The following is a 25146-nucleotide window of genomic DNA, read 5'->3' as shown; positions in this document are numbered from 1 at the left end:
AGCACGGGCAGGGTGCGTGTTGAAGAAGAGGGGGCTTATGAAGACGTTGCAGTGTGATATTTGTCGGAAGGAAGTGGACAATTCGCTGCCCGAGAGGTTGTATTGGACATTCCGGGAGTATGATGTGTGTGAGGACTGTAAGGAGTCTATTGAGGACAAGTTGCGCCCTATCATACGTACTCACCAGCCTTATTCTCAGGGTTGGTACGAGAATCAGTTCATGGGTATGGTGCAGCGCGGGGTGTCTAACCGTCGTCCGTAAGTTTTTGATGTCAGTGTTTCGTGCTTGATGTGTGAGGTAGGGACGTAGGGGTGTGATCCTTTTTTCTCGCGCGAGGTTGTGGGCGAGGGATGGTGTCGCTCGCGCTTATGTTTCTTTCCTTGGGCCGCGGCGCTGTGTTTTTTGTGCGTCCCGGTGTACTGGGACGGTTCCTCTGTGCTGTTCGTGTGTGCAGGATCGGTTGTACGCGCGCGCACATGACTTTTTGGAACACCCTGAGGATTTCTGTAGTCGCTGTGCCAAGCCGCTTGTTTCGGCGCGAGCGTTGTGCGTCTCTTGCCGTGCGCTTCGAGAATCGGGTGAAACGCCTGCGCTTTGGCGTGTCTTTTCACTTTTGCCGTACCTGGGTGTGGGGCGTCCTCTTATGTCGTTGTGGAAGACACAGCAGGAGCGGAATTTTGATGCTCTTTTTTCCCGCATTGCCGGGTGTTTTTTGCGTACAGCGCGTGAGCGCTCCTTCGTCACTGCAAGTACCGAGTTGGTGCCAGTGCCGCCGCGGCCATGCAAGATGGCTGAGAGAGGATGGGACCAGGTTGAGGACGTGTCGCGTCGACTAGAATTGGCTGGTTTTACCGTTAATCGTGCGTTGGTGCGAGTAGAGGGTCGTTTCGCGCAGAAAACATTGTCGCGCGCTGCGCGTGTTGAGAATCTTGCAGGGAGTATAGAGCTCGGGGCGCACGCTCGTGTGCCGCGTGATGCCTTGATTATCGATGACGTAGTTACCACGTATGCCACGATGGACGCGTGTGCGCGTGTGCTGCGCTCCTCGGGCAGCGAGCGTGTGCAGGGTTTCTCGTTCTTTTTTGCGTGAGGCGTCAATTAGTTAGCGAACTTCTTTTAGAAATTCCTGAAAATGCCGCAGGACGTACGGCCCAGCAATTTTTCTCTTATATGTTGTTTTTGCAGCATAGGTCTCTTAGGCAGCACTCCGTGCACCGTGGTCTTCGTGCGGTGCAGGTGTAGCGTCCGTGGAGTAAAATCCAGTGATGTGCATGCATGCGAAACTCACGCGGGGTGACCACAAGCAAGTCGCGTTCAACCGCGCGTGGGGTTCTTCCAGAGGAAAGCCCGATGCGTGGCGCTGTCCGCAGGATATGCGTATCAACTGCGATTGTGGGTATGCCAAAACCCATGTTCAGGACTACGTTTGCCGTCTTGTGACCGACCCCGGGTAGACTCTCTAGGGCATGGGCGTCGCACGGTACTTGGGCAGCGAAGCGCTCGATGAGTTCAGCACTGAGTGCAATGATTCGGCGTGCTTTCGTGGGGTATAAATTAATCGTCCGTATGTAGGAGCATAGCCGTTCTTCCCCCAGCGCGAGCATTGCTTGGGGGGTGTCTGCCACATCAAACAGAGCAGCGGTCGCCTTGTTGACGCTTTTGTCTGTTGCCTGCGCAGAAAGCAGTACTGCCACCAGGAGCGTAAAAGTATTGCGCCAGTGAAGTTCTCCTTGTGGTTGCGGGTTTGCTGCGTGCAGCTGCTCAAAAACGGCGTGTACCCCCTTGCTGTCTAATAGACGCATAAGGGTGCCAGTAAAGAGAGGTAGTTTAAAAAGTGCAAGAGGTCATGGGGTGGAAAGGAGGGAAATGAACGCACAGGATTCAGAGAGTTTCCTGAAGTACGAACTGCTGGACGCACTCAAGCATATGCACCTCGTGGTTCAGTTTTCGGATATTAAGCTTTTGCGGTACACTGATAAGCAAGACGAGCTTAGGAAAGCTTGTCTCCGACTTGGAATGTTGAAAATTGGTTGAAATGACGATGATGGAATGCTTGCGAAGAAGTTCCATAACCTCGTTGACTTCAGGTTCATGATGGGAGAACTGTATTTCTAGGCGCTTATTCTGGCGAGTGGGAAATACACACTTTTCAATTTTATCCAAGCCTGCAAGGGTGATCAGTACGAGGAGCACGAGCATCGCCCCTGCGCTGTACAGCCCTGCGCCGATAACGAGACCGATCCCTGCTGTCACCCAAATAGTAGTAGCAGTGGTTAAGCCTTTCACGTTTGCACCCATTTTTAAGATGGCACCGCCGCCGAGAAATCCCATGCCGGAAACCACCTGTGCAGCGATGCGCCCGGGGTCGCCGATGTGGTCTCCGGTAATCTCACTTACGCAGAGGGACAGGAGCATAACGCCCGTAGCACCGACACAGATGAGTGTGTGAGTGCGCAATCCCGCTGCCTGTAACTTTGAGGAGCGCTCCAACCCGATAGCAAGTCCTGAGACAAAGCTGAGCAAGAGCCGGACAACAATAACGGAATCTGTAATCATGACTTTTCTCTTAGGGCGTAGCAGGATGCAAGTGCCTCGAGGGAGACTTGAACTCCCACGCCGGTGAAGGCACTAGCACCTGAAGCTAGCGTGTCTGCCAATTCCACCATCGAGGCAAGAAAACCCTTCCATGGTGGGAAATATAGTTTTTCTAGTCAAGGGATTAGAGCAGCTTTCAGGGCACGGGATGCAAAGGCGGCGTACTTGACAAAATGCCAATTCCAATACACGCTGCCCGCGGCGCTGCGCGTGGCGCCGTGGGCTATTAGCTCAGCTGGTAGAGCAACGCCCTTTTAAGGCGTGGGTCGATGGTTCGAATCCATCATGGCTCAGAGGTGGGATTGGTGCGCAACAAGGTGCGAGTTCTTGCGGTGGTCGCAGCGCTTGCGGCTGCGTGCGCGGTGGGCTTCTTTCTAGGAAGGTGGTTCGACTTCTCTGCTAGGTCCTCGGTGCTCGAAGCAGCTGATTCCCTCTCCGTTTCTTCTTCGGAAGCGGCCAGCTTTTCCACGGTTGTTGCAGAGGGGGACCCGTACACCGTCGACGAGCGGCAGAACATCGCCGTTTACCGCAGTGCCAACGAGGCCGTTGTCAACATTACCACTGAGATGGTAGGGGTTAATTGGTTCTTAGAGCCCGTGCCTCTCGAAGGTGGCTCTGGGTCTGGCGCTATCATTGACGCCCGCGGGTACGTGCTCACCAATACGCACGTCATCGAGGGTGCGTCTAAAATTTATCTCTCGCTACACGACGGCAGCCAGTACAAGGCAACTGTCGTGGGTGTAGACAGGGAGAATGATCTTGCGGTGCTTAAGTTTGTTTCTCCTCCTGGAGCACGCTTGACAGTTATCCGCTTCGGTTCTTCGCGCAACTTGGATGTCGGACAAAAGGTGCTTGCCATCGGGAATCCCTTTGGACTAGCGCGTACTCTTACCGTCGGGGTTGTTTCTGCTCTCGCGCGTCCCATTCAAAATAAGGGCAGTATCATCAGAAATATGATTCAGACGGACGCGGCGATCAATCCTGGGAATTCTGGTGGTCCGCTTCTGGATACCCAGGGGCGCATGATAGGCATTAATACCGTTATTTACTCTACATCTGGAAGTTCTTCTGGTGTTGGCTTTGCGGTGCCAGTAGATACCGCAAAGCGCATAGTGTCCGAGCTAATTCGCTACGGCCGTGTGCGTCGCGGCAAAATCGATGCCGAACTCGTGCAAGTCAACGCATCTATTGCTCACTACGCGCAGCTTACAGTAGGCAAGGGATTGCTGGTATCACAGGTCAAGCGGGGAAGCCCCGCTGCACAGGCAGGACTGCGCGGTGGCACGACGGCCGTACGCTATGGACTGGGACGGAGAGCAGCGGTTATCTACTTGGGGGGAGACGTCATTACCGCCATCGACAACCAGCCTGTAGCGAATCTGAGCGATTATTACTCGGTGTTGGAGGATAAGAAGCCTGACGACGAAGTTCGCGTTACAGTACTCCGCGGCAGACGGCAGCATGTGGTAGCCGTGCGGCTCACAGAACGCTCAGATGAGTAGCGAGGTCGCGCGCCCCGTGCAGGCTGCCTTTTTCACTGGTTACTTCATGATGCTGCGTGGTCCTCTTTCCTCCTTTTTCCCCTTCTTTTCCTTTCCCTTGTAGGCGGCGTTTTTATCTGTCTCTGGTGTCTTCTTTGGATCCTGTTGCGTGTCAAACGTTTCAAACGATTGCGCCATTTCCTCTAGCAGCGCGTCAAGATTTCCCTGATCGAGATACTGCATAACCTGTGAACATTGAGCAGGAGATAGTGCAATGCGCACCGCAGGGCAGTTGTAACCATTTGCACCCGGAATCGTGCGGTTTGCAATGATAAAATAAGGGCGATCATCAGTGATAAACTGATACTCAAAGCGCATAGTGGGGGTGGCATTGTGCGCAGAGCCAAGAATACCCCAGGTCATCAGCGGAGTAGTTGTCCCAAAGTACGCCCGCTCACTACTCTTTTCCCGCGTGAGCGTTTGTGCTTCATATTCGCCTAAGTACTTCTCAATAGCTTCGCGCAGTGCTGTACGGTCCTTACGCTCAAGGTAGAGCGTAATGCCGTCCAGTAGGAATTTGAACTGCATAAGCACAGTGTCGATCGGCGGGTCAAACACAAAGGTAAAGTCGCGTGGAGAAATCGCAGTACGCAAGCGGTCGACCGTGTAGGCATTCAGGACTCCTAATTCCTTAGGAGGGTAGTCGTTCGAAACAGTCATGTTCGTGCTTGAAGCACAGCAAACCAAGACCCCCGTACCCAGCAGTGCACCCAGAGCGCGATACCCTGCGCGACATAACCTGATTCCCCACTTCCGTAAAGGCAGAGTGGAGGGAGAAAGCATACAAAATCCTAGCGTTTCCATGGGACGCAGCGTAGCACACAAGCGATGTCACGGCGAGACTATTTGAGAAAAGAGAGATTGACTAATAAACATACGTCCGTACGGCGCAGTGTCCCGCTTCGGACAATTGATACGTATCCCCTGTTTTTGCTATGGTGGGCGCCGATGCACCTTGTGGCTGTCCTTTTGCAGGGTATCGGAAGCCTTGGCTTCATGCTCTTTGGTATGAAGCTGATGAGTGACGGTATCCAAAAGGGTACTGGAGAAAGCCTCCACAAAATTCTCCAAGTGATGACCAGTAACTGTTTCTTCGCGGTGCTAACCGGCATGGCAGTTACCGCTATTGTGCAGTCGTCAGGGGCTACGACGGTTATGACGATTTCTTTTATTAACGCGGGAGTGCTTTCTTTGACGCAGTCAATCGGCGTAATTCTTGGTGCGAATATCGGTACCACTGTTACTGCTTGGATTGTTGCGCTTGTGGGTTTTCAGTTTAAGCTTGCGTCAATCGCTGTCCCCGCCTTTGGGATTGGCTATTTTCTGACTTTTTTTAAACACTTGCATAAAGGACATTTGGGCGAGAGCATCATGGGCTTTGGTCTTCTCTTTACCGGGCTTGGTTTGCTCTCTTCGCTCATTCCTCCACTTTCTGTAGAAGAGCTTTCCTTCCTTAAAATTGCAGTTGAGGATCGTGCGCTCAGTGTTTTTGTAGGACTCCTATCAGGCTTTGTGTTAACGGTCATCTTGCACTCCTCGTCTGCAACCACTGCGATCGTGTTGACTATGGCGTTCGGTGGTGTCATCGGAGTGGAGTTCGCTGCAGCAAGCGTATTAGGAAGTAATGTGGGCTCTACCATTGATGCTGCAATTGCAGCCATTGGGAGTAAATTGAACGCACGGAGAGCTGCCGCAGTCCACGTGCTGTTTAATGTGTTTGGTGCATTGGTTTTTTTGATGTTTTTTCATCCAGTTTTGGCACTCTTGTGTGTTTTGACTCCAAAGAATTCGGGTTTTGATAACATCACAGTGCGGCTTGCGCTCTTTCACAGTATGTTTAACATCGTCAACACTATTATTGTGTTTCCCTTCACTAAGCACCTTGCAGCGTTTGTAGAGTGGTTAATTCGTCCTCGGTATGACGACGCTCCAGAAAGGTATCAGCTTGTTTTTCAAGAAACTGCGGTAAAAGAGAGCGCTGAGGCACATATTTTTCGTGCGGAAATTGAACTGAAAAAAATGTTTTCAATAGCACAGGGTATGCTTGTTACTATCCGTAAGTCCATTCAGGGAACGTGTATGCTTTCTACTGATGAGATCGTAACACGCCTGACAAAGGAAGAGGATTATGCAGATCAAATGCAGGAACAGCTTTCGCGCTTTCTGATTAAAACATCGCATCTTTCTTTGAGCGAGAAAGCAAAACATAACGTGCAATTAATGTTTTCCATTGCAGACGATATTGAAAATATTACTGACCATTTGTGTGGTATAGGGTTGTACTTCCATAAGAGCATCAAGGGAAATGTACCGCTCAAGCGTGATGATATCGAGGAGTTAGTCCCGTACGTCGGCATGGTGGATGAGTGCGTTGACTTTGTGTATTCGCACTTGAACCGTCCACTGGAAGATAAGCAGGTGTTGCACGTAAACCAAATGACGCACTCTATCGAAAGCAAGGGGGCCCATCTAAAAGGACTTGTGCGCAGACGTCTTGAGCAGGGTGCAGATGTAAAGGCGGAGCTCCTGTATATGGACATCGTGCGTGGTATAGAAGCCGTCGGTAACTATGCCCTTAGTATCTCGCGCTGGCTTGCACGAATGCTGTAGTGGCGCAGTGAGCCGCTGCATCAATCAAGGCGATGTTCTTGGGGAGGGGGAAGAGAATCCTCCGGTTTCCCAGAAGCCTTCTTAGAGGAAGAGGTTCTCCTTGAGATCTGCTCCCTTAGGCCTTCTCCGGAAGGGAGGCGCCTTGGATAGGTAGACTTTTCTGCAGGGGTAGCGGTATTTCTTAGGCGACTGGCGTGCCCAACGAAGGAAACGCGCGGCAGGTCCTTGCGCTTCTTGGATAAGCGAACTGCTTCCTCCGCTGCGCGTCGGGGTATGCGCGCAAACGCGCAACGTTCGGTTATGTCAACGCGATCTACAAGATGACCGGGGATTTTTACCAGGGCACAGATGAACTGCACAACACGTTTCCGAGTGAGGTAGCTTTTTTTTCCGTACTCAATGCGCACATACGCCTTTTCCGCGTCATGGGGACGTGCGCGGGCCGTCTCTGGCGTAATCGTTTTAATATCCCGGTACTGCCTGGGGTCCAGCGCAGTACCGTAGTGGATTTGCAGGAGCGCGGCGACAAGCGACACGTTCGGTTCCTGAGGAACGTCGGCGGAAGTACCCAGGGCTTCTGCCACGCGAGCTTTAAGGTCTTCTTGGAGCAGCCGCTGCGCAAAACGGGTAAAGGTTCCGTGCACCCCTTCAGAGAGTAATTGGCAAAGATGAGTCTTGAGGGACGAGAAAATACGCCCCTCCTTTTGAGTAAGGATGTGCTCCACCAAAGGTACCGTACTAGCTTTCAATTCGCCATTACAGTGTTTACTCAGATACTCCATCCGTCGTGTCTCGTGTGGGCGTACAAAACTGATAGCGATACCCTGTGATCCTGCGCGTCCAGTTCTGCCGACGCGGTGCGTGTAAGTAGCGCTATCATGAGGAATGGAGTAGTTCACCACGTGCGTAATTCCTTCGATGTCAATGCCGCGAGCGGCAACATCAGTGGCGACGAGGATACGCGCTCGTTTTGTACGAAAGCGCTCGAGAATTTTTTCTCGCTGGCTTTGCGGAATATCTCCGTGAAGTGCAGCAACATGGTAATGGCGTTCGTCTAGAGATTTCGCAACAGTGTCGGCGTCCGCCTTGGTTTGACAGAACACCAGACCGTAAAAGTTGTCGCTCACATCAATAAGGCGCACAAGCGCCTCGATTTTGTCAGCGTCCCTTACAACCCACATAAATTGTTCAATGAGCGGGCGCGCCTCTTCTGGAGTGACTTCTTCAACAACCTCGTAGCTTCCCATGAAGGTAGAGGCAATAGAAAGGATCTGCCTGGGCATAGTGGCAGAAAACATAAGGACGCGTGCGTCTTTATTTGCATGAGAGAAGATAGACTCTATATCCTCAACGAAACCCATGTTTAGCATCTCATCCGCTTCGTCTAATATGAAGTAGCGCAGATAAGACAGCTCGAGAGAACCGCGCTCAATATGATCGATGACGCGCCCGGTCGTTCCTACTATTATCTCTCCACCCTGTTCGAGATTACGCAGCTGCTCCGCGATGGAGACCCCACCGTACACGGTGTGAATCCGAGGTATTTTTTGTATCCTCAGGGAGCTCAGTTCGCTTGCGACCTGCGCAGCGAGCTCCCTTGTAGGAACAAGCACTAAGGCCCCTGGGTGTTCGCACGGGCTTCCCAGTTCTTGGATAAGGGGGAGGCCGAAGGCGGCCGTTTTTCCAGTCCCGGTTCGGGCTTTTGCGATGATATTCGCATCCCCTGCCAACAGTCGGGGAATGGCAGCAGCCTGGATGGGAGTTGGGCACCGAAACCCCTTGAGTCGCACCGCTGCAAGCGATTGTTCATTCAAACCAAGCTCTTCAAAGGACACGTCCATAGAAGGGAAGTGTAGCAAAAAGTGGAACTTTCTTGTAGAGACAAAAACACACAAAGAGCGCTGGACACCGTAGCGTTCCAGCGCTCTGGGAGCTCTTTCTCTATGGGCTCCCAACCACGCCCCTTGCACCCTTGTGGAAAAGGGGAAAAAGCGTATACGCTCTTGTCTATCCGTTACGGCAGAGGACGGTATTTCACGTTGGGCTCATACAGACCCTCGCGCTCCTCTCCCTTGAGACTGGGGATGACCAGGACTGTCTCAGGCTCTACCCAATTGGGGTTTTTGGACTGAGGAATTTTGTCCTTGTTCGCCTCATACAACTTCTTCCAGAGGAAGGGGTTGCCATAAACGGCGGGGTTTTTGGCAATATTCCAGAAACATTCCCGGTCAATGGACCACGTAGTCACCTTGTATTGCGCAGGTAGCACACGACCCTTCTCGAGTTCCTCCGCCTTTCGCGCTGCTTCCTCGGCGGCCTTGCGCGCAGCTTCCTCCTCCGCACGCTTACGTTCTTCCTGCGCTTTCTGGGCTGCAATTCTTTGTTCTTCGAGTTTTCGTGCCTCGGCGGCCTTGCGCGCAGCTTCCTCCTCCGCACGCTTACGTTCTTCCTGCGCTTTCTGGGCTGCAATTCTTTGTTCTTCGAGTTTTCGTGCCTCGGCGGCCTTGCGCGCAGCCTCCTCCTTCGCGGCCTTTGCAAGCAACTGACTTTCAGGCTTTACGTTTTTGAGTGCGTCCAACGCCTTACGCGCCCACGTGAGCGCTACGTCGTACTGCTTGCTGTCAAAAGCGAGCCCTCCGGTCTTGATAGCCTCGCTAGCGAGCAAATACTCGGTCGGATAGGCGCGATCGATGCGCTCATTTTTCGCCCACGCGTGGCGGGTGCGCGCAGCGTTCATAGCGTCCTCGGCAGTGGTGCGCGCCATAGTTTCCTTGATGTAGACCGAGGATTTTTGCGCAAAATCCTCAGCGAGCCGGGCGTACTCTGCAGAGACGTCATACTCTCCCGCATCGTATGTCTTCTCTGCAAGCTCCGAGTACGCACGACTCTTGCGAGAAAATTCATTGTCGTCGTAGGAAGCGGCAGACACAAACAGAGGAACACCCAGCAGTACGTACAACGCGGATACGAGCGAGAAATTACGTGTCTTCATCGAGAGGCTCCTTCTTCGTTCATAGAGGATTTTGGAGAACGTCCTCCGTCTTCAACACCCCGAGACTGCACGCGAGAAGGTGAAGAGGTGTCAGATATGGGGATCGGCGCAGACTCATCTGCCTGCGTTGTGTTAAGCCTGTCGTTTGGAAGCGGCTCTACCTCAATCGGCTCCTTTGAGAAACCCTGAGCGTTTTCAGGAAGTGGGGCACTCTTATCCGCACTCCGCGCAAGGTCAGAGGACGCCTTTTGCTTTGTTTTTGCAGACTGCAGCGCCTTTTCCGCCTCGGTCTTCTTCAGGCGTACAACCTTCCCCAGTTCTGTGTAGATCTCGAGGGCACGGTGGTACCCGCTAAAAGCTTTGGCACGTGCATTTACCTCTTCAGCTTCACGTGCTTCTTGGTATTGGCTGTCAGCTTCTTCCAGCTGTGGACGCAACTCGACGGCTACCTTAAGACCGCCAACGTCCGTCTTTGCAGCACCCGCACGTGCCTTCATATCGGGTAGTAAGCGGCCGAATCCCTCATGCGCGACTTTCCGATACGACTCGAGCGCTTCGACGGTGGATTGCAGACACTGCGCGCTATCGGTCTCGTATAATTCAAGTGCCTTCTTCCACGATTCTTCCGCAGCGTTCGCGCTGTCCCCGTCGTACTGCGCAAGCTGGTGAGTCTGGATCTTAGATTGTAGGTCAGCAACTTCAACTCGGTTCCTGAGAATCTCGTACTTATCCGCAGCTTCTGAGGCGACACCGGCAGCTTTCTTGAGGTCCCCTTCAATCTTGGCGTCGGTAGACTGGCGCTCAACGTCCTGAATCTGGGAGAAAAGTTCGGGGTGCTGGGTGTCTGCGCCAGACTCTTGCGCGCCGATACGCGCCTCCATAAGCCTACGGTCAGCATGCGCACTCTCGACCAGAAGCGCACGCTGCTCTGCAGCCTTCTTTTCAGCTTCCTCCTTGGCGCCCGAGGCACAGGAGCCGAGCATAGCCGCGCAGGCAAGTGCTACGCCGGAGTACACAAGCGTATGAGCATTCATGATGTTAACCTCCCACGTGATACCTCCTCGGCTCATGTGAGGAGAGTACCGTTCGGCCCGGGAGGGTACACCAGAAAGCCCCCTTATTCAAGACTTCGCCACCGCGTCGAGAAGGACGCGCCGCCTAGCACGTTACGCTTACCTTTGTTCTGCTTTTCGTTTCTCTTGGTATTCCTTTATGAGCGAGTCCGTCACACCTTGCGGTGCCTTGCCGTATTTAGCAAACTCCATAGAATACTCAGCCTTACCTTGTGTGGAAGAACGTAGCACGGTGGAGAACCCGAACATCTCGCTCAGCGGGACCTCCGCGTCCACGCGGGAAAATTGTTCATCGTCCGCTGACGATACAACCACTCCCCGCCGCTGGTTAATTAACCCAAAGACACTGCCTTGGAACTCCTGGGGCCCTTCCACCGACACTCGCATGATTGGCTCTAAGACTACTGGCTTTGCCCCATTGTACGCTTCACGAAAGGCACCAATCGCTGCCGCCTGGAACGCCATGTCTGAGGAGTCAACCGGGTGAGACTGCCCATCGTTAATGGTAACGCGCACCCCCACAATCGGAAAACCAATAAGAGTTCCTTTCTTTACCGCTGTGCGAAAGCCTTTGTCACACGAAGGGATAAACTCATTTGGGATTACTCCTCCCTTGATTTGATCTACAAACTCATAGTCCTGCCCGGCGATGGGCTCTATAAAGCCGGCCACACGCCCGAACTGCCCGGAACCGCCGGTTTGCTTTTTGTGGGTGTAGTTAAAATCCGCGCGCGCACTAATTGCCTCCCGATACGCCACCTGCGGCATGCCCGTCTCCACCTCACACTTATACTCGCGTCGCATGCGCTCAATGTACACATCCAGGTGCAACTCCCCCATCCCCTGGATGATAGTTTGGTTAGACTCAGGATCTACGAAGCTGCGGAAGGTAGGATCTTCCTTGGTGAACCGGTTCAGCGCCTTGGAAACTTGGTCAGCGGACCGCTTGTCCTTAGGAGTGATGGAAAGCGAGATGACCGGCTCTGGAACAAACATCGAAGTCATTGCGTAATTCAGATCTCCACTGCAAAAGGTGTCTCCCGACGCGCAGTCCACGCCGAAAAGCGCCACAATGTCTCCGGGGGTTCCCTCACTGATGTCTTCCATCTGGTTAGAGTTCATCCGTACCAAACGGCCCACCTTGAATTTCTTGCGCGCGCGGACGTTAAAAAGCTCAGCCCCTTTTTTGATAGTCCCCTGATATACACGCACATAGGTGAGTTGGCCGTATTTGCCATCCTCTAGTTTAAACCCGAGCGCAACTACCGGTGCGTCTGCATCGGTGGAGAGGGTAACTGGCTCCTCGGCTCTATCCAGATCGAGCGCGGTATTAGTTACCTCGGTAGGATCTGGCAGGTAGTATGTGATAGCGTCCAAAAGTGGCTGAATACCTTTATTTTTGTACGCAGAACCGCAAAAAACCGGGACAAACTTTTCTGCAATGGTGCCCGCACGTACTGCCGCTCGAATCAATTGATCGGTCTCAGTTCCTTCAAGGTAGGCCTCAGCAAGCTCGTCAGAAAACAAAGACGCCGCATCGATGAGTTCATCCCGGTACTTTTTCACATCTGCCTGATACTGTTCGGGAATGGGCGCCTCACGCACGTGCGCGCCACTTTCTCCCTCGAAATAAAGGGCTTTGAGCGAAATTAAATCGATGACACCCTCTAGACGGTCTTCAAGCCCAATGGGTAACTGCATAAGATGCGCGTTAAGGGAGAGCTTTTCGCGCAGCTGAGCGCAGACCTTGAAAGGGTTGGCACCCGTACGATCACACTTATTGATAAATGAGATACGGGGCACGTGATAGCGGCGGAGCTGCCGGTCGACAGTGATGGACTGGGACTGGACGCCTGCAACCGAACAGAGTACGAGGACGGCACCGTCTAAAACGCGCAAGGAGCGCTCCACCTCGATGGTGAAGTCAACGTGCCCGGGAGTGTCAATGACGTTTATAGTGTGTCCCTTCCACTGGACCTGGGTGGAGGCAGACTGGATGGTAATACCGCGCTCCCGCTCAAGCTCCATGTTGTCCATGGTGGCGCCAACACCGTCTTTACCACGCACCTCATGGATGGCGTGAATACGATCACAGTAAAAGAGAATGCGCTCAGAAAGGGTTGTCTTTCCAGAATCTATGTGCGCGCTGATGCCGATATTCCTGAAGGTAGAAATACCTCTACTCATAGCAATTCCTTCTTCCTCGGGGACTGGCGCGCAGCGTAACAAGCCCTCAGGAAAAAGACAAGGCCCCGCTCCACAGCAGACGGGGTAGCAGGGCGCAGCCCGCCACCGCGGGGAAGACGGGCGCCCGCCTTCTCTGGCGGGGTCGTGCCGATGCACACGGCGCGCTTCACCCCTCCGGGCTAGAACCGCTAGTTTTGCGTAATCTGCAGTTTACGCGCTTACCCTCCTGTGAAAGGCAGAAGACTCTGCAAGGGAGTAGGCGCCGCCCTGCTCTCTGAGTGAGGGAACGATGAGGTTGACCGTAAAGTCTGCGTGTGCCGTATGCACAGCAACCTGGTACAGCCCGCGACGGATACGCTCAGTAAATTTTGCAGTGGCAAAATCAATCTCCTTGAGAGAGAAAATGCGTTCGCATGCAATGTTCCCGCCTCCTGCCGCTTCATGAATGATAAGATGACGCTGCCCGCCTACTGCGCGCACGTGCTGCAACTGAAAGGCACAGAGAGCGCAGACCTCCCCCTGTGTTTGGAAGAGCAGTACGTCAGAGGGAAGAGTGCCGTGTCTTTCATGCAACGGAGCAGAACTACGCTGCACCCTGTGCGCTCTCACTGAATAGTCCATCTCTACCATGAGCGCGCGCCACTCAATGAGCAGCGTCAAAAGCGCATGCCGAGAGGTGTAGGAACTCTCCTGCGCGTGTGACCTGGTGTTGTGCGGCACGTCGGGAATAAGACGCGAAGAAGAACAGGAAGTAGGAACGGGCGGGCAATAAGGAGGGAGCGGCGGACGCTCCAACGTCTCAAGTATCTGAGGAGCCTGTTCCCAGGAGATTGTGCGCACATATGCGTGTTTTTCGTCGCGCAGTGCATCAGACGGCATCGATGCGGCAAGGATAAAAAGGGTGTCCCCACGCGTGCGTGCACCAATGACGGTTGCGTGCGCCTCGATGCGCGCCAAGAACGCTCTCAAGGGTGCCAGGTCCTGCGCGTGCTCTGCGCGGTACCGGATAAGGGACAGGTGCTCACGTCGCTGAAGCGCGGCGTATAGAAAGGGGCGATTGTCGCCCGGGTACGGGTGATAGGTAGGTGTCATTAGGTGAAGTTTCGGTGAACGCGCGCATGAGGGTAAGCAATAGCCGCGCGCGTGTGTTTTTTTGCAGCACCGTGCATACCGCCCCAGCGGACGTCGCTAAGCTGCGCCGTACGGCTCTCACACAGTCTGTCGACGTTTCACCTTCTTTTCGTGTATCATGGGCCGGCGTGCCCGCGCGCACTGCAAAAGGGAGCCTTAACTGAGATGAATACGCGCTACAAACAGTCAGATGATTCTTCAGATCCATTCGGGTTTTTTAAGTTCTCCCCCCGCCCTCAAAAAGGCCCTTCGTCGTCACGCGAAAGACCTCCGCGCAGAAATTCGCGTAAGGTGCTCTCGCTCGTGCTCCTTGCTCTTTGTGCGCTGCTTGCTCTTGCAAACCACTTTTTGTTTTCCCGTGCTTTGCGCATCATCCCGTTCTCGGAATTTAAAGATCGCATTGCAAGTGGGGAAATCGTAAAGGTTGTTGTCGGTTCCCCTTACTTTGTCGGGTACACTTCCGCGCGCCCTGCGCCTTCTGCGCGGGGTTTCTCGTTGCTCTCTGAGCGGGAGGCTCCTACCTATCATGCCATCGGTGTCCTCTCCGATTCCTTTTTGAGCATGCTCGATGAGCGGCAGGTGGTCTACAGTATTAAGCCGCGCGAGCGCAATTACCTCATAGAGACATTTCAATATCTCTTTCCGCTGCTCATCCTCTTTTTTGTCTGGCGCTTTTTCTTTAAGCGGATGGCCTCAAATGTAAGCGGGCTGGGGAGCAGTATTTTCTCAGCCGGACACGCGCGCTCTGCGGCGGTGGAAGAAGGAAAGGTCACCACACGCTTTGCAGACGTTGCAGGGGTGGATGAGGCAAAAGAAGAGCTGATGGAAGTAGTTGATTTTCTCAAGTTCCCTAAAAAGTATACTGAAATCGGGGGGAAAATTCCCCGCGGGGTGCTGTTGGTCGGTCCCCCAGGGACGGGTAAGACGTTGCTTGCACGCGCAGTGGCAGGTGAGGCGTCAGTGCCCTTTTTTCGCATCAGTGGCTCAGACTTCATCGAAATGTTTGTGGGGATTGGCGCCTCGCGTGTGCGCGATTTATTCAAACAAGCGCGGGAGAAGGCGCCAGGGATTATTTTTATCGATGAGCTTGACGCAATTGGAAAAAGCCGCCTGAACGCTATCCATTCCAACGATGAGCGGGAACAAACGCTTAACCAGCTTCTGGTAGAAATGGATGGGTTTGATAACACCACCGGTCTCATTTTGCTTGCTGCTACCAATCGCCCCGATGTGTTAGATCCTGCGCTCCTACGCCCCGGTCGTTTTGACCGACAGGTTTGCGTAGATCGGCCCGATCTTAAGGGAAGAGAGGCAATTCTGCGTATTCATGCGCAGAACGTGAAGTTAGCGCCAGAAGTGGATTTGAAGGCAGTGGCGCGCATCACCGGTGGGTATTCAGGTGCTGATTTGGCAAACGTGGTGAACGAGGCAGCGTTGCTCGCGGTACGGTCTGGGCGTGCGCAGGTGATTGAAACGGATTTGGACGAAGCGGTCGAAAAGACAATGATAGGATTGCAGAAAAAAAGTCGGGTAATTCGAGAAGAAGAGCGCCGGATTATTGCGTATCACGAGACAGGACATGCCCTTGCAGGTACCTTCACGAAGGGTGCAGACAAGGTGCACAAAATTACAATTATTCCCCGGGGCACCTCTGCGCTTGGATATACTTTTCACATTCCTGAAGACGATCGGCATATTGTTACGGAGCAGCAGTTGTTGGCAGAAGTAGATGTGCTGCTTTCAGGACGCGCAGCGGAATTTGTAGCCTTTGGGGAAGTTTCAACTGGTGCAGGGAACGATATTTCTCGCGCAACAGACATTGTCCGCAAGATGATTACAGATTATGGGATGAGCGAAAAGTTTCAAAACGTTGCACTTACTCGCCGCGGAACCGGGTATCTCGCGGAGCCGCAGTTAGCGCGCGAGTATTCGGAGTGCACACAGCAGTACGTTGATGAGGAAGTGGCGCGCGTTCTAGCTGAGCGCTACCGCGCGGTGGTAGCACTCTTGACGGAGAAAAAAGAGCTCCTTGAGTACATCGCAACGCGCCTTTTGGAGCGAGAAACCATCGAGCGCGACGAGTTTGAGGAAGTTATTCGCTGCGAACACGACCTAGAGGGGCTAAAAAAGCGTCTAAGCCAGCAGCAGGAAGGGGCATCTGCCCCTGCGCAGGGTCAGTCGCCACCTTCCTGAAGGATAAGACGCTGTTCCTTTACGCTCAGGGCCCGCGTGATAAAAATTTCGTCTGCGCTCGTGCTGTGAATGATGGGCTTGCCGTTGCGGTGAATTTCTCCGTGTACCTGCACGATGGGGAAGCGTGGGTCGTCGGGGTTAACGTCCACCACCTGCGCGATTTTCCCGTTTGATAAGTGCACATGGGTCCCGATAGGATAAAACGACAGGGCAAAGAGAAGCGCGCGCGAAATGACTGCATCGTACTGGGTGTTCGCGTTACGCACAAGGTCGACGATGCCCTCAGCGGCGTTTTTCATTTCCTTGTATGAGCGCGGAGCGGTTGCTGCCTCGTAAGAACAAGCGACTGCGATTATCTTGCCATAGAGGGAAATCTTTTCTCCCACGAGCCTGCGCGGGTAGCCGAGCCCATTTTCGCGCTCGCGATGCTCAAGTGCCCCAACACACACCGGCAGAGGGAGCGAGTGGTCACGCAGGATATGGTAGGAGATAATAGGGTGCGCAAAGATCGCCTTCTGCGTTTTTGGATCTAACTCCCCCTCCGTGGTGTACGCCTTCGGGATAACGCGCGCCATGCCAATTTCGTGAAGCAGGCAAGATGTTGCGAGCTCAATGATCTTGAACGGTTGCATTTTTAGCTGTAACCCAATGACAACAGCATACAACGTCGAACGGAGTGCATGTGTCTCAAGCGCGTAGTGCTCCCGGTAGGGAATGGTGGGAAGGACGCGCAGTAGCGTTTGCCGATGCTTTTTTACCAATTCGCAAAGCATCTTCGCACGGTCAATGACCGCGCGCGTGTTCAGGCTCTGCTTTGCACGATACTGATCAAAAACGTGCTCAACGAACATTTGAAACTCGTTGTACTGTTTCTTCAGTGCGTGAAAACGGCTTCGTTGTGCACGCAAGGCCTCGGATCCGGGAGCACCCTTCGCGTTTGGATCGCCGGATGCAGGCAGAGGACACTCCAGTGTAGTCTCAGAAGAAAGCAGTTGTCCGCCGGTGTGCACCGTGGTGAAGTCCCACTCCTGCAGTCGACTCTTTAGCGCTTCGTCAAAGAGACCTGCGGGGGTCAGCACTAAAAAAGTGTCATCAAGATACACGTCATCGCTGAAGTGGGTTTCCTCGGGTATATCTACAATTGCATACGTATTCACGTTTCGCTCGCCCCCATAGTAGAATGGCGCCCCGCACAGGCGGGGAGGCAGTATAGGAGATTTCCCATGAAGATCAAAGCATTAGTAGTGCTTTTTAACGGTGCACTCCTGCTGCTGTGTATGGGTACCGGATATGTTCTGTTTCTCACTCCTGTCCGGGGTACAGGCTGGCAATCTGTGCGCGCGTATGGGATTTTTTTTCTCATTTTTCTCCTACTCTTTTTGCTGATAAATACACTCTATGTTAAAAACAGGAGACTGCTTCGATACCTGGATGCGGAAGATTGGTCGGCATTGGCAGCTCTTTTGGAGGAGGAAGTGTTCACCCGCAATAGGGTTGCCTTGCGGAGGGTGTCTCTCCTTTCAGAGTCACTGATCCTTTTAAGTGACTTTGAAGCACTTGAGCGACTAGAACATTTTGTGCACGCGCAGCGCCCTCGGTATATCATGAAGTGCGCGCTCACCTTTGCCGTTGGCAAGCTCCTTGCGGGAAAGTACTCGGAGCTGCGTACCTTTATGACGCGCGTTGCCGCCACACAGGCGCCCGTCCAGCCGTGGACTCGCTTTTACCTCGCATTCGCGTGTCACCTGTGCGGCGACTTTGAACAGGCACACGCGCATCTTCTCACGTTGGTGCACACCAAGCGTCAGCCGTTGATTCGCGTACTCAGTGCATACCTTCTGTCAGAAGTGCTTCCTGAAAAACTTAGGCGCGCCCCCGCGCACGACGCCCAGCTGATTGCGCGCGGCTGTGCGCATGCAGCACAGGTGAGGGCAGACGTCCATGCACACTACACGCCCCGCCGCTGGGCGGACTACGAGAATCGCAAGAAGCAAAACGTAGACGTCTTGGTGTTTCTAAAACTGATGCAGGACGCACGCGCTTGGCTCTTTCCCTGAAAGGGGGAACGCACGGGCCCTGCCCCTGCGCCCCACACACGTCTTTGAGTGGCCCCGGATGTCAGGCCTCGCGCCACTCCCCCTCCTCCTCGGTATAGGCGGCGCAAAACTTGAGTGTTCGGGTGAGGAGTTCAAAGAGGTGTGCGTGTGCCCGTGCGCGGTAGGTAGGCTCGGTCGGGAGGAGCGTGCACAGCGCTGTGTACAATGCATGTGTTTTGTTTTCATACGTTGTGGGTGTCAGTGGCATCGCGTTGAGGAAGGAACGAGTTCTCTCAAGTGCGTGCTCGAGGTTATGGGGAGAAGCGCACCGCGTATCCGCACGTCTGAGAGCACGCCATAGGTTCCGTGCACCTTCTGCGGATTTCTTTTTCTTCGTGAAATGACCGAGACAGTGCACAGGTGTACTCTTCATCGTGCGCCTCCAGCGCACCGCATCGGTGCAATTGACCTGCACGCTGCTGTTTCTATACCGGGAGTATAGCCTGCGTCGGCGGCTATACATGGTCCGGCAGTGCGGCACAGCTGCAGACCGGTTGAGTAACGTGACAAGCTGGGAAAAGCGCAAGGGCGTGATGCCTGCAACTCTCCTTCCTGCAGGCTCAAGCGCATACGTTTTAATGTGCGTATAACGCGCAAGGTGTGCTTCGAGCCACACGGCGTACAGTGAAAAACGCGCGTCGGTTAGCACCGTTTGCTCTTTGTTCTCCCCGGTAGGGGAAGCAGGGGAGTTCTTTCCTGGATGGGGGTCAGATGCAGCCGGGACAGGATATAGGGGCAGGGAGTGCAGTGCACAGAAGGAGGTAGTTTCGGCAGGAGCCACTCGACCCGATTGCAGGTGTGCCCGCTCCTCAAACAGCGCTCCGCGAAAGTGCGTGCGCGCTCCAGGAAATGCCAGATCCAACCCTATGTACACTATGGTTGTCGCTCCCAAGTAGCGGGCACATTCCCACGCACTTGTAGCAACCGACCCACCTGAGGCGAGAAGATCGGGCGCGACAAAAGGGAGAGGAAGAGCGTGGGAAGGAGAGCAGGAGGCATCATGGTGCGCAAGGGATGTAGCGAAAGGGCATGCCGAACCTGCAAGGACAATGTACTCCCACGGGAGTCGAAACACTGCAGGGAACACAGAAATGTCAGTGATAAGCAGTGCATGGGGCGCCACCGCACGTGCTACGTGCAAATAGTTCCAGTATTGTGGATCAAACAGAAGCACAACGTCCGGGGTGACGCGCGCGCGTGCACACGCGCGCAACGCGGTATCAACCGCAATAATCAGTGTTTTTTTTTTAGGTACGGAAGGAACGATATACTCGCATCCACCCCAGGGCCACCTGCAATGATGAGTGCAGTACTCCCTGCCGCGCAGTTGCGCAGCGCATTTACGGGCGTGCGCACACACAGCTGTGCGGCATTTTTTATAGTGTTGCGTATCCAAAGCGGACCGAACCGTTGCAGCGTTTGCTTATTCGTTTCTGCCTGTGCAGTTGCGTGCCGGTGCGCCTGGGTAAAATCGTGAAACCACGCGGTGTTTAGCTCCTGGGCTGGTAAGAAATGGAACAGGGGGAGAGACACATCCCCCGTGGCGCGCAGGAACTGCAACACATCCGGTACCGTCTGTGCAGGCAGTATTTTTAGACGTTCGTGTCGGAGGAGGGGAGTGAGAGGTCTACTGGCTAAAAAAAGCAGGAACACGAATATATCTGGCTCGATAAGCACTACCGTGTGCGTAGGGTGCTGCTGCGCGTACAGTTCTGCTACATAGCCAAGACCTAAACCTGCACCTACATAGCCGCCTTTTGCAATCGCGTGCGTAAAAAAATCCTGGCTGATAAGACGTGCAGCCTCTTGCCGCGGCCGATATTTTGAGTGGAGATAGGTGCCCCGTACTGCAAGCGTTGCGTCTCCGTCATGGGCCGCTGCAAGGAGGTAATCAGGAGGGATGCGTTGCAGGAGCTGCTCGTTTGGAAGTGTCAGCGCACGTGCAAGATCTGGAAACCGCTGGGCAAAAAGAGCGCTGTTTTGCGCAAAAAACTTCTCAAAGGGATGCTTTCTTCTGTGTTTCAGATCCCCTGCGCGTGTGGTACTGCAGCCTTGCGCAACACCGGCCGGGAAACGCGCGGGATCTCGCTTTTTATTTGAGTTTGAGTTCAATGGTCATTCCTTTTGTCAGAGGTGTGCCCGCAGGCGGATGCTGCTCGTACACATAACCTTCTCCTGTAAGGACAAGGTGCACGTCGGTGCGTTTTGCAATATCCAGGAGTAAACGTTTAGGTTGACCGGTGAGGTCTGGCATATGGGTTCCTAACCGTGGAGGTGTCCGTTCTGACGTATGGATGAGACCGCTATGTTGGATTAACGGGGCGTTGGCACGGACCATACCGCGGTAGTCGATAATCTCGTTTGCCGCTTGAGAGATGACAGGCGCTGCAATGAGCTCTCCATAGGCTTGTCCGATAGGACGGATGATGGCAATGTATAAGATAATTTCTGGATCGTGCGCGGGGAAAAGGCCGATGCAACTTGCAAGGTAGTCGGTGTCGCTGTACCCACGACCATTTCTGTGCGCCATTTGCGCAGTGCCTGTTTTGACTGCGATCGGCACCCCGTCTACGAGCGCCTTTTTCCCGGTGCCAAGTTCTGCGGCGGTGCGCATGTATCGCAACACCTTTTGCGCATTTACTGCGGAGATAACGCGTGTTTTGGGTTTCTTTTTGTGCCGGTACACCACGGTACCTTCGGCGGTAGTGACCTCATGGAGGAGGGAGAGGCCGAGCGGTACGCCCTCGTTGGCGAGCGCGGTAGCGGCAGCCACAACCTGCAAGGCAGAGACGCCAATTTCCTGGCCGATTGCGATGGTGTGCTTGCTGCGGTGGGACCAGCGTTCTGAGGGAGAGAAGAGACCGACGGTTTCCCCCGGCAACTCAATTTCTGTTTTCGCGCCAAATCCAAAAGCGCGCAATAGTTGCTCAAAGCTGTGGTTGTCGGCACGTTCAGCAATTTGTGCCATGCCGTCATTACACGAAAGCCGGATGATATCTTCAGCGCTGATGGTGCCGTGTGGGCGCAGGCAGCGGATGAGATGGCCTTTTTGACCTGGTTTTAAAAAGGGGGAGGTAAAGGAGAAGGAACCGTCGCAGTGGAGCGTGTCGTGGGTGTAAGTTACCCCGAGTTCTAACAGTGCAGCGATGGAAAAAATTTTGAACACAGAGCCAGGCTCATAGATGAAAAGGGCGGGGCGATCGAAGCGTTCGGCAGGGGTACTTTGGGAAAAGTGTGAAAGGTTAGCAGACGGCTTGCTGACGTAGGATAGAATCTGACCTGTCTTTGCCTCCACCGCAAGGAACATGAGTCCTTCTGCCTGGGTACGCCGGAGCGTAGTATCTGCGATTTTTTCCATCATGTACTGGATGGTTCGGTCGATCGAGAGGGTGACAGTATGCCCCTTGCCCGTATACCCGGTGTGGTACGGGGCAGGAGAAAGAACATCCTGCAAGGTGTACTCGATACCGCTCAGTCCCCTTCCGTCATCACCTACGTATCCGATGACCGTGGACGCTAGGCTACTTTCTGGATAGATGCGGTTGCGCACTGCCTCTAGGCGAAATCCTTTCAGGGAGTGCTCCTTAAGAGCGTGAGCGACAAGGTTCTTTTCCGTTTCACTCATTTTTTTCTTGAGGTAAAAGAAGTGAGCGCGCGCGGTGCGGAATTTTTCTTCAATATCTTGTTCTGAAAGGTCAAGGACCTGTGCTAACACGTGGGCTGCAGTGCGTGGGTCTGAGACAAGATTTTTGTTAACACTGAGGTTGTAGACGGTGGTTCCAACGGCAAGAAACCGGCCATTTCGGTCCAAGATCGCGCCGCGTTCAGTGAGTGTGTTCAGTTCCTTTGTCTCGTTGCCACGCATGAGCATATACCGCGCGCACTGAACGGTGAGCAGCAGAAGCACAGCGGTCAGGGAGGAGATAAAGACCGCAACGCGGCTTCGGGTAATGTTCACGGCAGGTCGGGCCTCTTCCCAGGAGGGGTGGACGCCTGTGCAGGGTAGGCTAGCGTCCCACGGATGCACTCGAAAGGAGGTCGGTGCGGACAATTTTGACTTCTACGCACAGCGCTGCACTGTACCACAAGTAGACGCACGTTAGGAAGGTCAGCGGTTGCATAAGCAAGACACGTAGGGTGTGCGTGCAGGGGAGGCAGGAGTGCTTTCGGAAGAAACGATTGACAGGGGACGTCTTTTGCGCTAGCCTACCCCTGGTAGGCTGTGTTTTTTTCAGGGGAGGGTCGGTGGCTCACATAACGGTGGATGATTCTGAGAATTTAGAGAAGGCAATTAAGCGCTTCAAGCGCCAGGTGGAGAAGGAAGGTATTATTCGCGAGTGGAAGAAAAAAGAATTTTATGAGAAGCCTTCCACGCTTCTGAATCGCAAGAAGAAGGCGTTGCGGCGCAAGCTGATGAAGAAGGGGCGCAAGGTCAGCGACTCAAGGCTGTACTAGGCGGGTATGAGTTTCTCTTGGGTAAGAGCGGGAAGAGGCGGTGGAGCTTAAGTTTTTAGGTGAGCCGTGCCTGACAACGGTTTCCGAGCCGGTTTCGGAGGTGGACGAGCAGCTGCGCGCGTTCATCTCGGGTATGTTTCGTGTGATGCGTGGGGCAGGCGGTGTGGGGCTTGCGGCGCCGCAGGTAGGGCGTACCGTCCGCGTGTTTGTAGTAGATGTTGAGCACCACGTCCGCGCTTTTATCAATCCCCAGATCACTGCCGCGTCTGAAGAGCAATCTTCCTACGAGGAAGGCTGTTTGAGCATTCCTCACATTTATGAAAGGGTGTTGCGTCCGCGTCGGGTGAGTGTGCAGTACCTCGACGAGAATGGTAAACGTTGTGCCGTTGATGCAGATGGTATTCTGGCAAGAGTGATCCAGCACGAGTACGATCATCTTGACGGTATTCTTTTTTTGGATCGCATTGACGAAAAGCGGAGGGATGATGCCCTTCGTCGGTATGCGGCGCTGCGCGGGACGATTCGTTAGCCCATGGTGAGGGTCTTCTTCGCGGGAACTCCAGAGTGTGCCGTGCCTTCTTTGCGCCGGGTGGCGTGCGCTCATCGGGTTGTGGGGGTTTTGACGAATCCTCCTGCTGCTGTCGGACGCTCGGGGAAGCTTGTCCATTCTGCGGTTGCAAGGGAATTTTTTCGCTTAAAAGCGTCTGGGGTTCTTCCTGAGTCTGCGTCTCTTTTCGTTCCGGGGCGTTTGGATCGCGCCTTTTATGACGCGGTGGAGGCTTTGCGTCCGGACGTGCTGGTGTGTTTTGCCTACGGTAAGATTTTTGGCCCTCGGTTCCTTGCGCTTTTCCCGCGCGGTGCTATTAACGTTCATCCTTCGTTGTTGCCGCGTTGGCGAGGGAGTACACCGGTCCCTGCGGCGATTTTAGCGGGGGACTGCGAGACGGGTGTGACGCTCCAGTACATTGGTGAGGAGATGGATGCAGGGGACATTCTTGCGCAGTCCCGTGTTCAGCTCGACGGTACAGAGACTACTGGCGCGCTTCTTTCTCGTTTGTCTTTGGTGGCTGCCGATCTTGTGGATGATGTTTTAGTCGGTGTTGAGCGGCACACGCTCGCCCCTGCAGCACAGGATCACTCGCAGGCAACATTTTGTGGTAAGCTCTGTAGGGAGATGGGATTGGCGGACTGGAGTAATCCTGCAGTTGTGTTGGAGCGCAAGATTCGGGCCTTTACTCCCTGGCCGGGTCTATTCACCTATAAAGATGGGGAAAGGATAGCGATTTTGCAGGCGAGGTCGTGTGAGTCTTCGTTTGTTCCCCTCGCTCCTGTGGGGACAGTGCTTGCTGCAGATAAAAATGGGGTGTTTGTCCAGACAGGCGATGGAGTTCTGTCCCTTTTACAGTTGCAGCGCTCCGGGAAAAAACCTCTGTTTTGGAGAGATTTCCTCAATGGTTCCCCTCTATTGCTGACAGGTAGGTTAGGGGTGTGAGTGATACACGCCAGGCGTGAGATTTCTACGCAACGCATGATGCGTACCCCAAGTGTGTCTTGTTACAGAGAAAGGGGAGGTTGGTTTGTCCGAAGAAATTCTCACGATAGAAGAGGTTGCGCGGTACCTGCGAATTTCTGAACGTACCGTGTATGAGTGGGCGCAAAAGGGGAAGATTCCGTCAGGAAAAGTGGGCACCGTGTGGCGGTTTCGCAGGTCAGAAGTTGAGCGATGGGTTGACACTTGTCTTTCCTGTTCTCACAGACAGAGCCATTCGGATGTTTTGCCCATTGAGCGGATCCTGTCCACCGATCGTATCCTGCATCTTGAACAGTCTGAGCGTCGTCCGGCGCTCTATGAGCTTTCTGATTGCTTGAGCACTGCACCTCAGATTAAAAATCGTAGCGAGCTTGCGGCAGAAATAGTGCGGCGCGAGGAGCTCATGTCGACTGCAATTGGGTGTGGTATTGCAGTTCCTCATGTGCGCTTGTCTTCTGTAACTGATTTGGTTATGGCGGTAGGAATTTCAAAAAAAGGTATTGCTGATTTCGGTCCTCTTGACGGACAAGACGTACATCTTGTTTTTATGATTGCCGCTGCTACCAATCAGCACCGGTACTATTTGCAAACGCTTTCTTTTTTTAGTTCAAAATTGAAAAGGCCCGATTTGCGGACGCGCCTCTTGCAGACTAACACCGCGCTAGAAGCGTACACCGTGTTGACAGAGCAGTCTAGTTTGTAAGATTTAGAAGAGAGCAGGATTGTTCAGGCAGAGGGAAA

At 53.8% G+C, this 25146-nt stretch carries 22 protein-coding genes and 2 tRNA genes; 11 read left to right on the top strand and 13 right to left on the bottom strand.

Annotated elements, in window-relative coordinates; translation table 11 throughout:
* Window positions 1–37 precede the first annotated feature (37 nt).
* Window positions 38–262, top strand: a complete 225-nt coding sequence (locus tag TPANIC_RS03855) for a hypothetical protein (protein WP_010882222.1) — start codon at window positions 38–40, stop codon at window positions 260–262.
* 187 nt (window positions 263–449) lie between these two features.
* The gene (locus tag TPANIC_RS03850; RefSeq protein ID WP_235214026.1) at window positions 450–1091 is read left to right on the top strand and encodes a ComF family protein; all 642 of its coding nucleotides are present in this window, start codon (window positions 450–452) and stop codon (window positions 1089–1091) included.
* A 76-nt stretch (window positions 1092–1167) separates the two neighbouring features.
* Here TPANIC_RS03850 and nth read toward each other — a convergent pair whose 3' ends face one another.
* From nth to TPANIC_RS03835, 3 genes are all read right to left on the bottom strand, one after another.
* Complete coding sequence (nth, locus tag TPANIC_RS03845) at window positions 1168–1803, bottom strand: endonuclease III (RefSeq protein ID WP_010882220.1); 636 nt, start codon at window positions 1801–1803, stop codon at window positions 1168–1170.
* 79 nt (window positions 1804–1882) lie between these two features.
* Window positions 1883–2557, bottom strand: coding sequence for an MgtC/SapB family protein (locus TPANIC_RS03840; protein WP_010882219.1), 675 nt, complete (start codon window positions 2555–2557; stop codon window positions 1883–1885).
* A gap of 32 nt (window positions 2558–2589) precedes the next feature.
* A tRNA-Leu gene (locus TPANIC_RS03835) sits at window positions 2590–2673 on the bottom strand.
* Window positions 2674–2816: 143 nt separating this feature from the next.
* On the opposite strand from TPANIC_RS03835, the gene TPANIC_RS03830 reads away from it, so the two are divergent.
* Together TPANIC_RS03830 and TPANIC_RS05350 are read left to right on the top strand one after the other, a co-directional pair.
* Window positions 2817–2889 (top strand) — tRNA-Lys (locus tag TPANIC_RS03830).
* Window positions 2866–4098 (top strand): S1C family serine protease, encoded by a 1233-nt coding sequence (locus TPANIC_RS05350; protein ID WP_014342572.1) that lies wholly within the window; start codon window positions 2866–2868, stop codon window positions 4096–4098. Before TPANIC_RS03830 ends, TPANIC_RS05350 begins: the two co-directional genes overlap by 24 nt.
* A gap of 39 nt (window positions 4099–4137) precedes the next feature.
* On the opposite strand, the gene TPANIC_RS03820 is transcribed toward TPANIC_RS05350, so the two are convergent.
* On the bottom strand, window positions 4138–4962 hold the full coding sequence (locus TPANIC_RS03820) for a hypothetical protein (RefSeq protein ID WP_010882217.1): 825 nt from the start codon (window positions 4960–4962) through the stop codon (window positions 4138–4140).
* A gap of 3 nt (window positions 4963–4965) precedes the next feature.
* On the opposite strand from TPANIC_RS03820, the gene TPANIC_RS03815 reads away from it, so the two are divergent.
* Window positions 4966–6747, top strand: coding sequence for a Na/Pi cotransporter family protein (locus TPANIC_RS03815; protein ID WP_010882216.1), 1782 nt, complete (start codon window positions 4966–4968; stop codon window positions 6745–6747).
* A 20-nt stretch (window positions 6748–6767) separates the two neighbouring features.
* On the opposite strand, the gene TPANIC_RS03810 is transcribed toward TPANIC_RS03815, so the two are convergent.
* The 5 genes from TPANIC_RS03810 to TPANIC_RS03790 all read right to left on the bottom strand — a co-directional run bounded on the left by TPANIC_RS03810 (window position 6768) and on the right by TPANIC_RS03790 (window position 14091).
* Window positions 6768–8717 (bottom strand): DEAD/DEAH box helicase, encoded by a 1950-nt coding sequence (locus TPANIC_RS03810; protein WP_010882215.1) that lies wholly within the window; start codon window positions 8715–8717, stop codon window positions 6768–6770.
* A 44-nt stretch (window positions 8718–8761) separates the two neighbouring features.
* Entirely contained in the window at window positions 8762–9739 is a 978-nt protein-coding gene (locus TPANIC_RS05500; RefSeq protein ID WP_010882214.1) for a LysM peptidoglycan-binding domain-containing protein, read from the bottom strand.
* Complete coding sequence (tmpA, locus tag TPANIC_RS03800) at window positions 9736–10773, bottom strand: migration/adhesion factor TmpA (protein ID WP_010882213.1); 1038 nt, start codon at window positions 10771–10773, stop codon at window positions 9736–9738. Before tmpA ends, TPANIC_RS05500 begins: the two co-directional genes overlap by 4 nt.
* Window positions 10774–10911: 138 nt before the next feature.
* Entirely contained in the window at window positions 10912–12999 is a 2088-nt protein-coding gene (gene fusA / locus TPANIC_RS03795; protein WP_010882212.1) for an elongation factor G, read from the bottom strand.
* A 210-nt stretch (window positions 13000–13209) separates the two neighbouring features.
* Window positions 13210–14091 (bottom strand): hypothetical protein, encoded by an 882-nt coding sequence (locus tag TPANIC_RS03790; RefSeq protein WP_010882211.1) that lies wholly within the window; start codon window positions 14089–14091, stop codon window positions 13210–13212.
* Window positions 14092–14493: 402 nt separating this feature from the next.
* On the opposite strand from TPANIC_RS03790, the gene ftsH reads away from it, so the two are divergent.
* Window positions 14494–16323 carry an ATP-dependent zinc metalloprotease FtsH gene (gene ftsH / locus TPANIC_RS03785; protein WP_010882210.1) on the top strand — a complete coding sequence of 610 codons (1830 nt, stop codon included), beginning with the start codon at window positions 14494–14496 and terminating at the stop codon, window positions 16321–16323.
* Here ftsH and TPANIC_RS03780 read toward each other — a convergent pair.
* On the bottom strand, window positions 16305–17480 hold the full coding sequence (locus tag TPANIC_RS03780) for an HD-GYP domain-containing protein (protein ID WP_010882209.1): 1176 nt from the start codon (window positions 17478–17480) through the stop codon (window positions 16305–16307). The two genes, ftsH and TPANIC_RS03780, sit on opposite strands and share 19 nt — an antisense overlap.
* On the opposite strand from TPANIC_RS03780, the gene TPANIC_RS03775 reads away from it, so the two are divergent.
* The gene (locus TPANIC_RS03775) at window positions 17439–18380 is read left to right on the top strand and encodes a hypothetical protein (protein WP_010882208.1); all 942 of its coding nucleotides are present in this window, start codon (window positions 17439–17441) and stop codon (window positions 18378–18380) included. The genes TPANIC_RS03780 and TPANIC_RS03775 overlap by 42 nt on opposite strands.
* A 61-nt stretch (window positions 18381–18441) precedes the next feature.
* Here TPANIC_RS03775 and TPANIC_RS03770 read toward each other — a convergent pair whose 3' ends face one another.
* From TPANIC_RS03770 to TPANIC_RS03760, 3 genes are read right to left on the bottom strand one after another with little or no spacing between them, the layout of a single operon-like run.
* Window positions 18442–19632, bottom strand: coding sequence for a 6-hydroxymethylpterin diphosphokinase MptE-like protein (locus tag TPANIC_RS03770; protein ID WP_014342821.1), 1191 nt, complete (start codon window positions 19630–19632; stop codon window positions 18442–18444).
* A gap of 20 nt (window positions 19633–19652) precedes the next feature.
* A complete protein-coding gene (locus TPANIC_RS03765; protein ID WP_010882206.1) occupies window positions 19653–20531 on the bottom strand; it encodes a motility associated factor glycosyltransferase family protein in 879 nt (292 codons plus the stop codon).
* Window positions 20512–22470 (bottom strand): penicillin-binding protein, encoded by a 1959-nt coding sequence (locus TPANIC_RS03760; protein ID WP_010882205.1) that lies wholly within the window; start codon window positions 22468–22470, stop codon window positions 20512–20514. The genes TPANIC_RS03765 and TPANIC_RS03760 overlap by 20 nt, the downstream gene beginning before the upstream one ends.
* A 194-nt stretch (window positions 22471–22664) precedes the next feature.
* On the opposite strand from TPANIC_RS03760, the gene rpsU reads away from it, so the two are divergent.
* The 4 genes from rpsU to TPANIC_RS03740 all read left to right on the top strand — a co-directional run bounded on the left by rpsU (window position 22665) and on the right by TPANIC_RS03740 (window position 25108).
* The gene (gene rpsU, locus TPANIC_RS03755; protein ID WP_010882203.1) at window positions 22665–22874 is read left to right on the top strand and encodes a 30S ribosomal protein S21; all 210 of its coding nucleotides are present in this window, start codon (window positions 22665–22667) and stop codon (window positions 22872–22874) included.
* A gap of 40 nt (window positions 22875–22914) precedes the next feature.
* On the top strand, window positions 22915–23403 hold the full coding sequence (gene def / locus TPANIC_RS03750; protein ID WP_010882202.1) for a peptide deformylase: 489 nt from the start codon (window positions 22915–22917) through the stop codon (window positions 23401–23403).
* Between the two features lie 3 nt (window positions 23404–23406).
* Entirely contained in the window at window positions 23407–24366 is a 960-nt protein-coding gene (gene fmt, locus TPANIC_RS03745; RefSeq protein ID WP_010882201.1) for a methionyl-tRNA formyltransferase, read from the top strand.
* Window positions 24367–24451: 85 nt separating this feature from the next.
* On the top strand, window positions 24452–25108 hold the full coding sequence (locus TPANIC_RS03740) for a PTS sugar transporter subunit IIA (protein ID WP_013945354.1): 657 nt from the start codon (window positions 24452–24454) through the stop codon (window positions 25106–25108).
* Window positions 25109–25146 lie beyond the last annotated feature (38 nt).

The organism is Treponema pallidum subsp. pallidum str. Nichols (assembly GCF_000410535.2).
In the GTDB taxonomy this organism is placed as follows: Bacteria; Spirochaetota; Spirochaetia; order Treponematales; family Treponemataceae; genus Treponema; species Treponema pallidum.
Note: the sequence above shows the minus strand (reverse complement) of the source record. Positions and strands in the feature narration are given on the sequence as shown.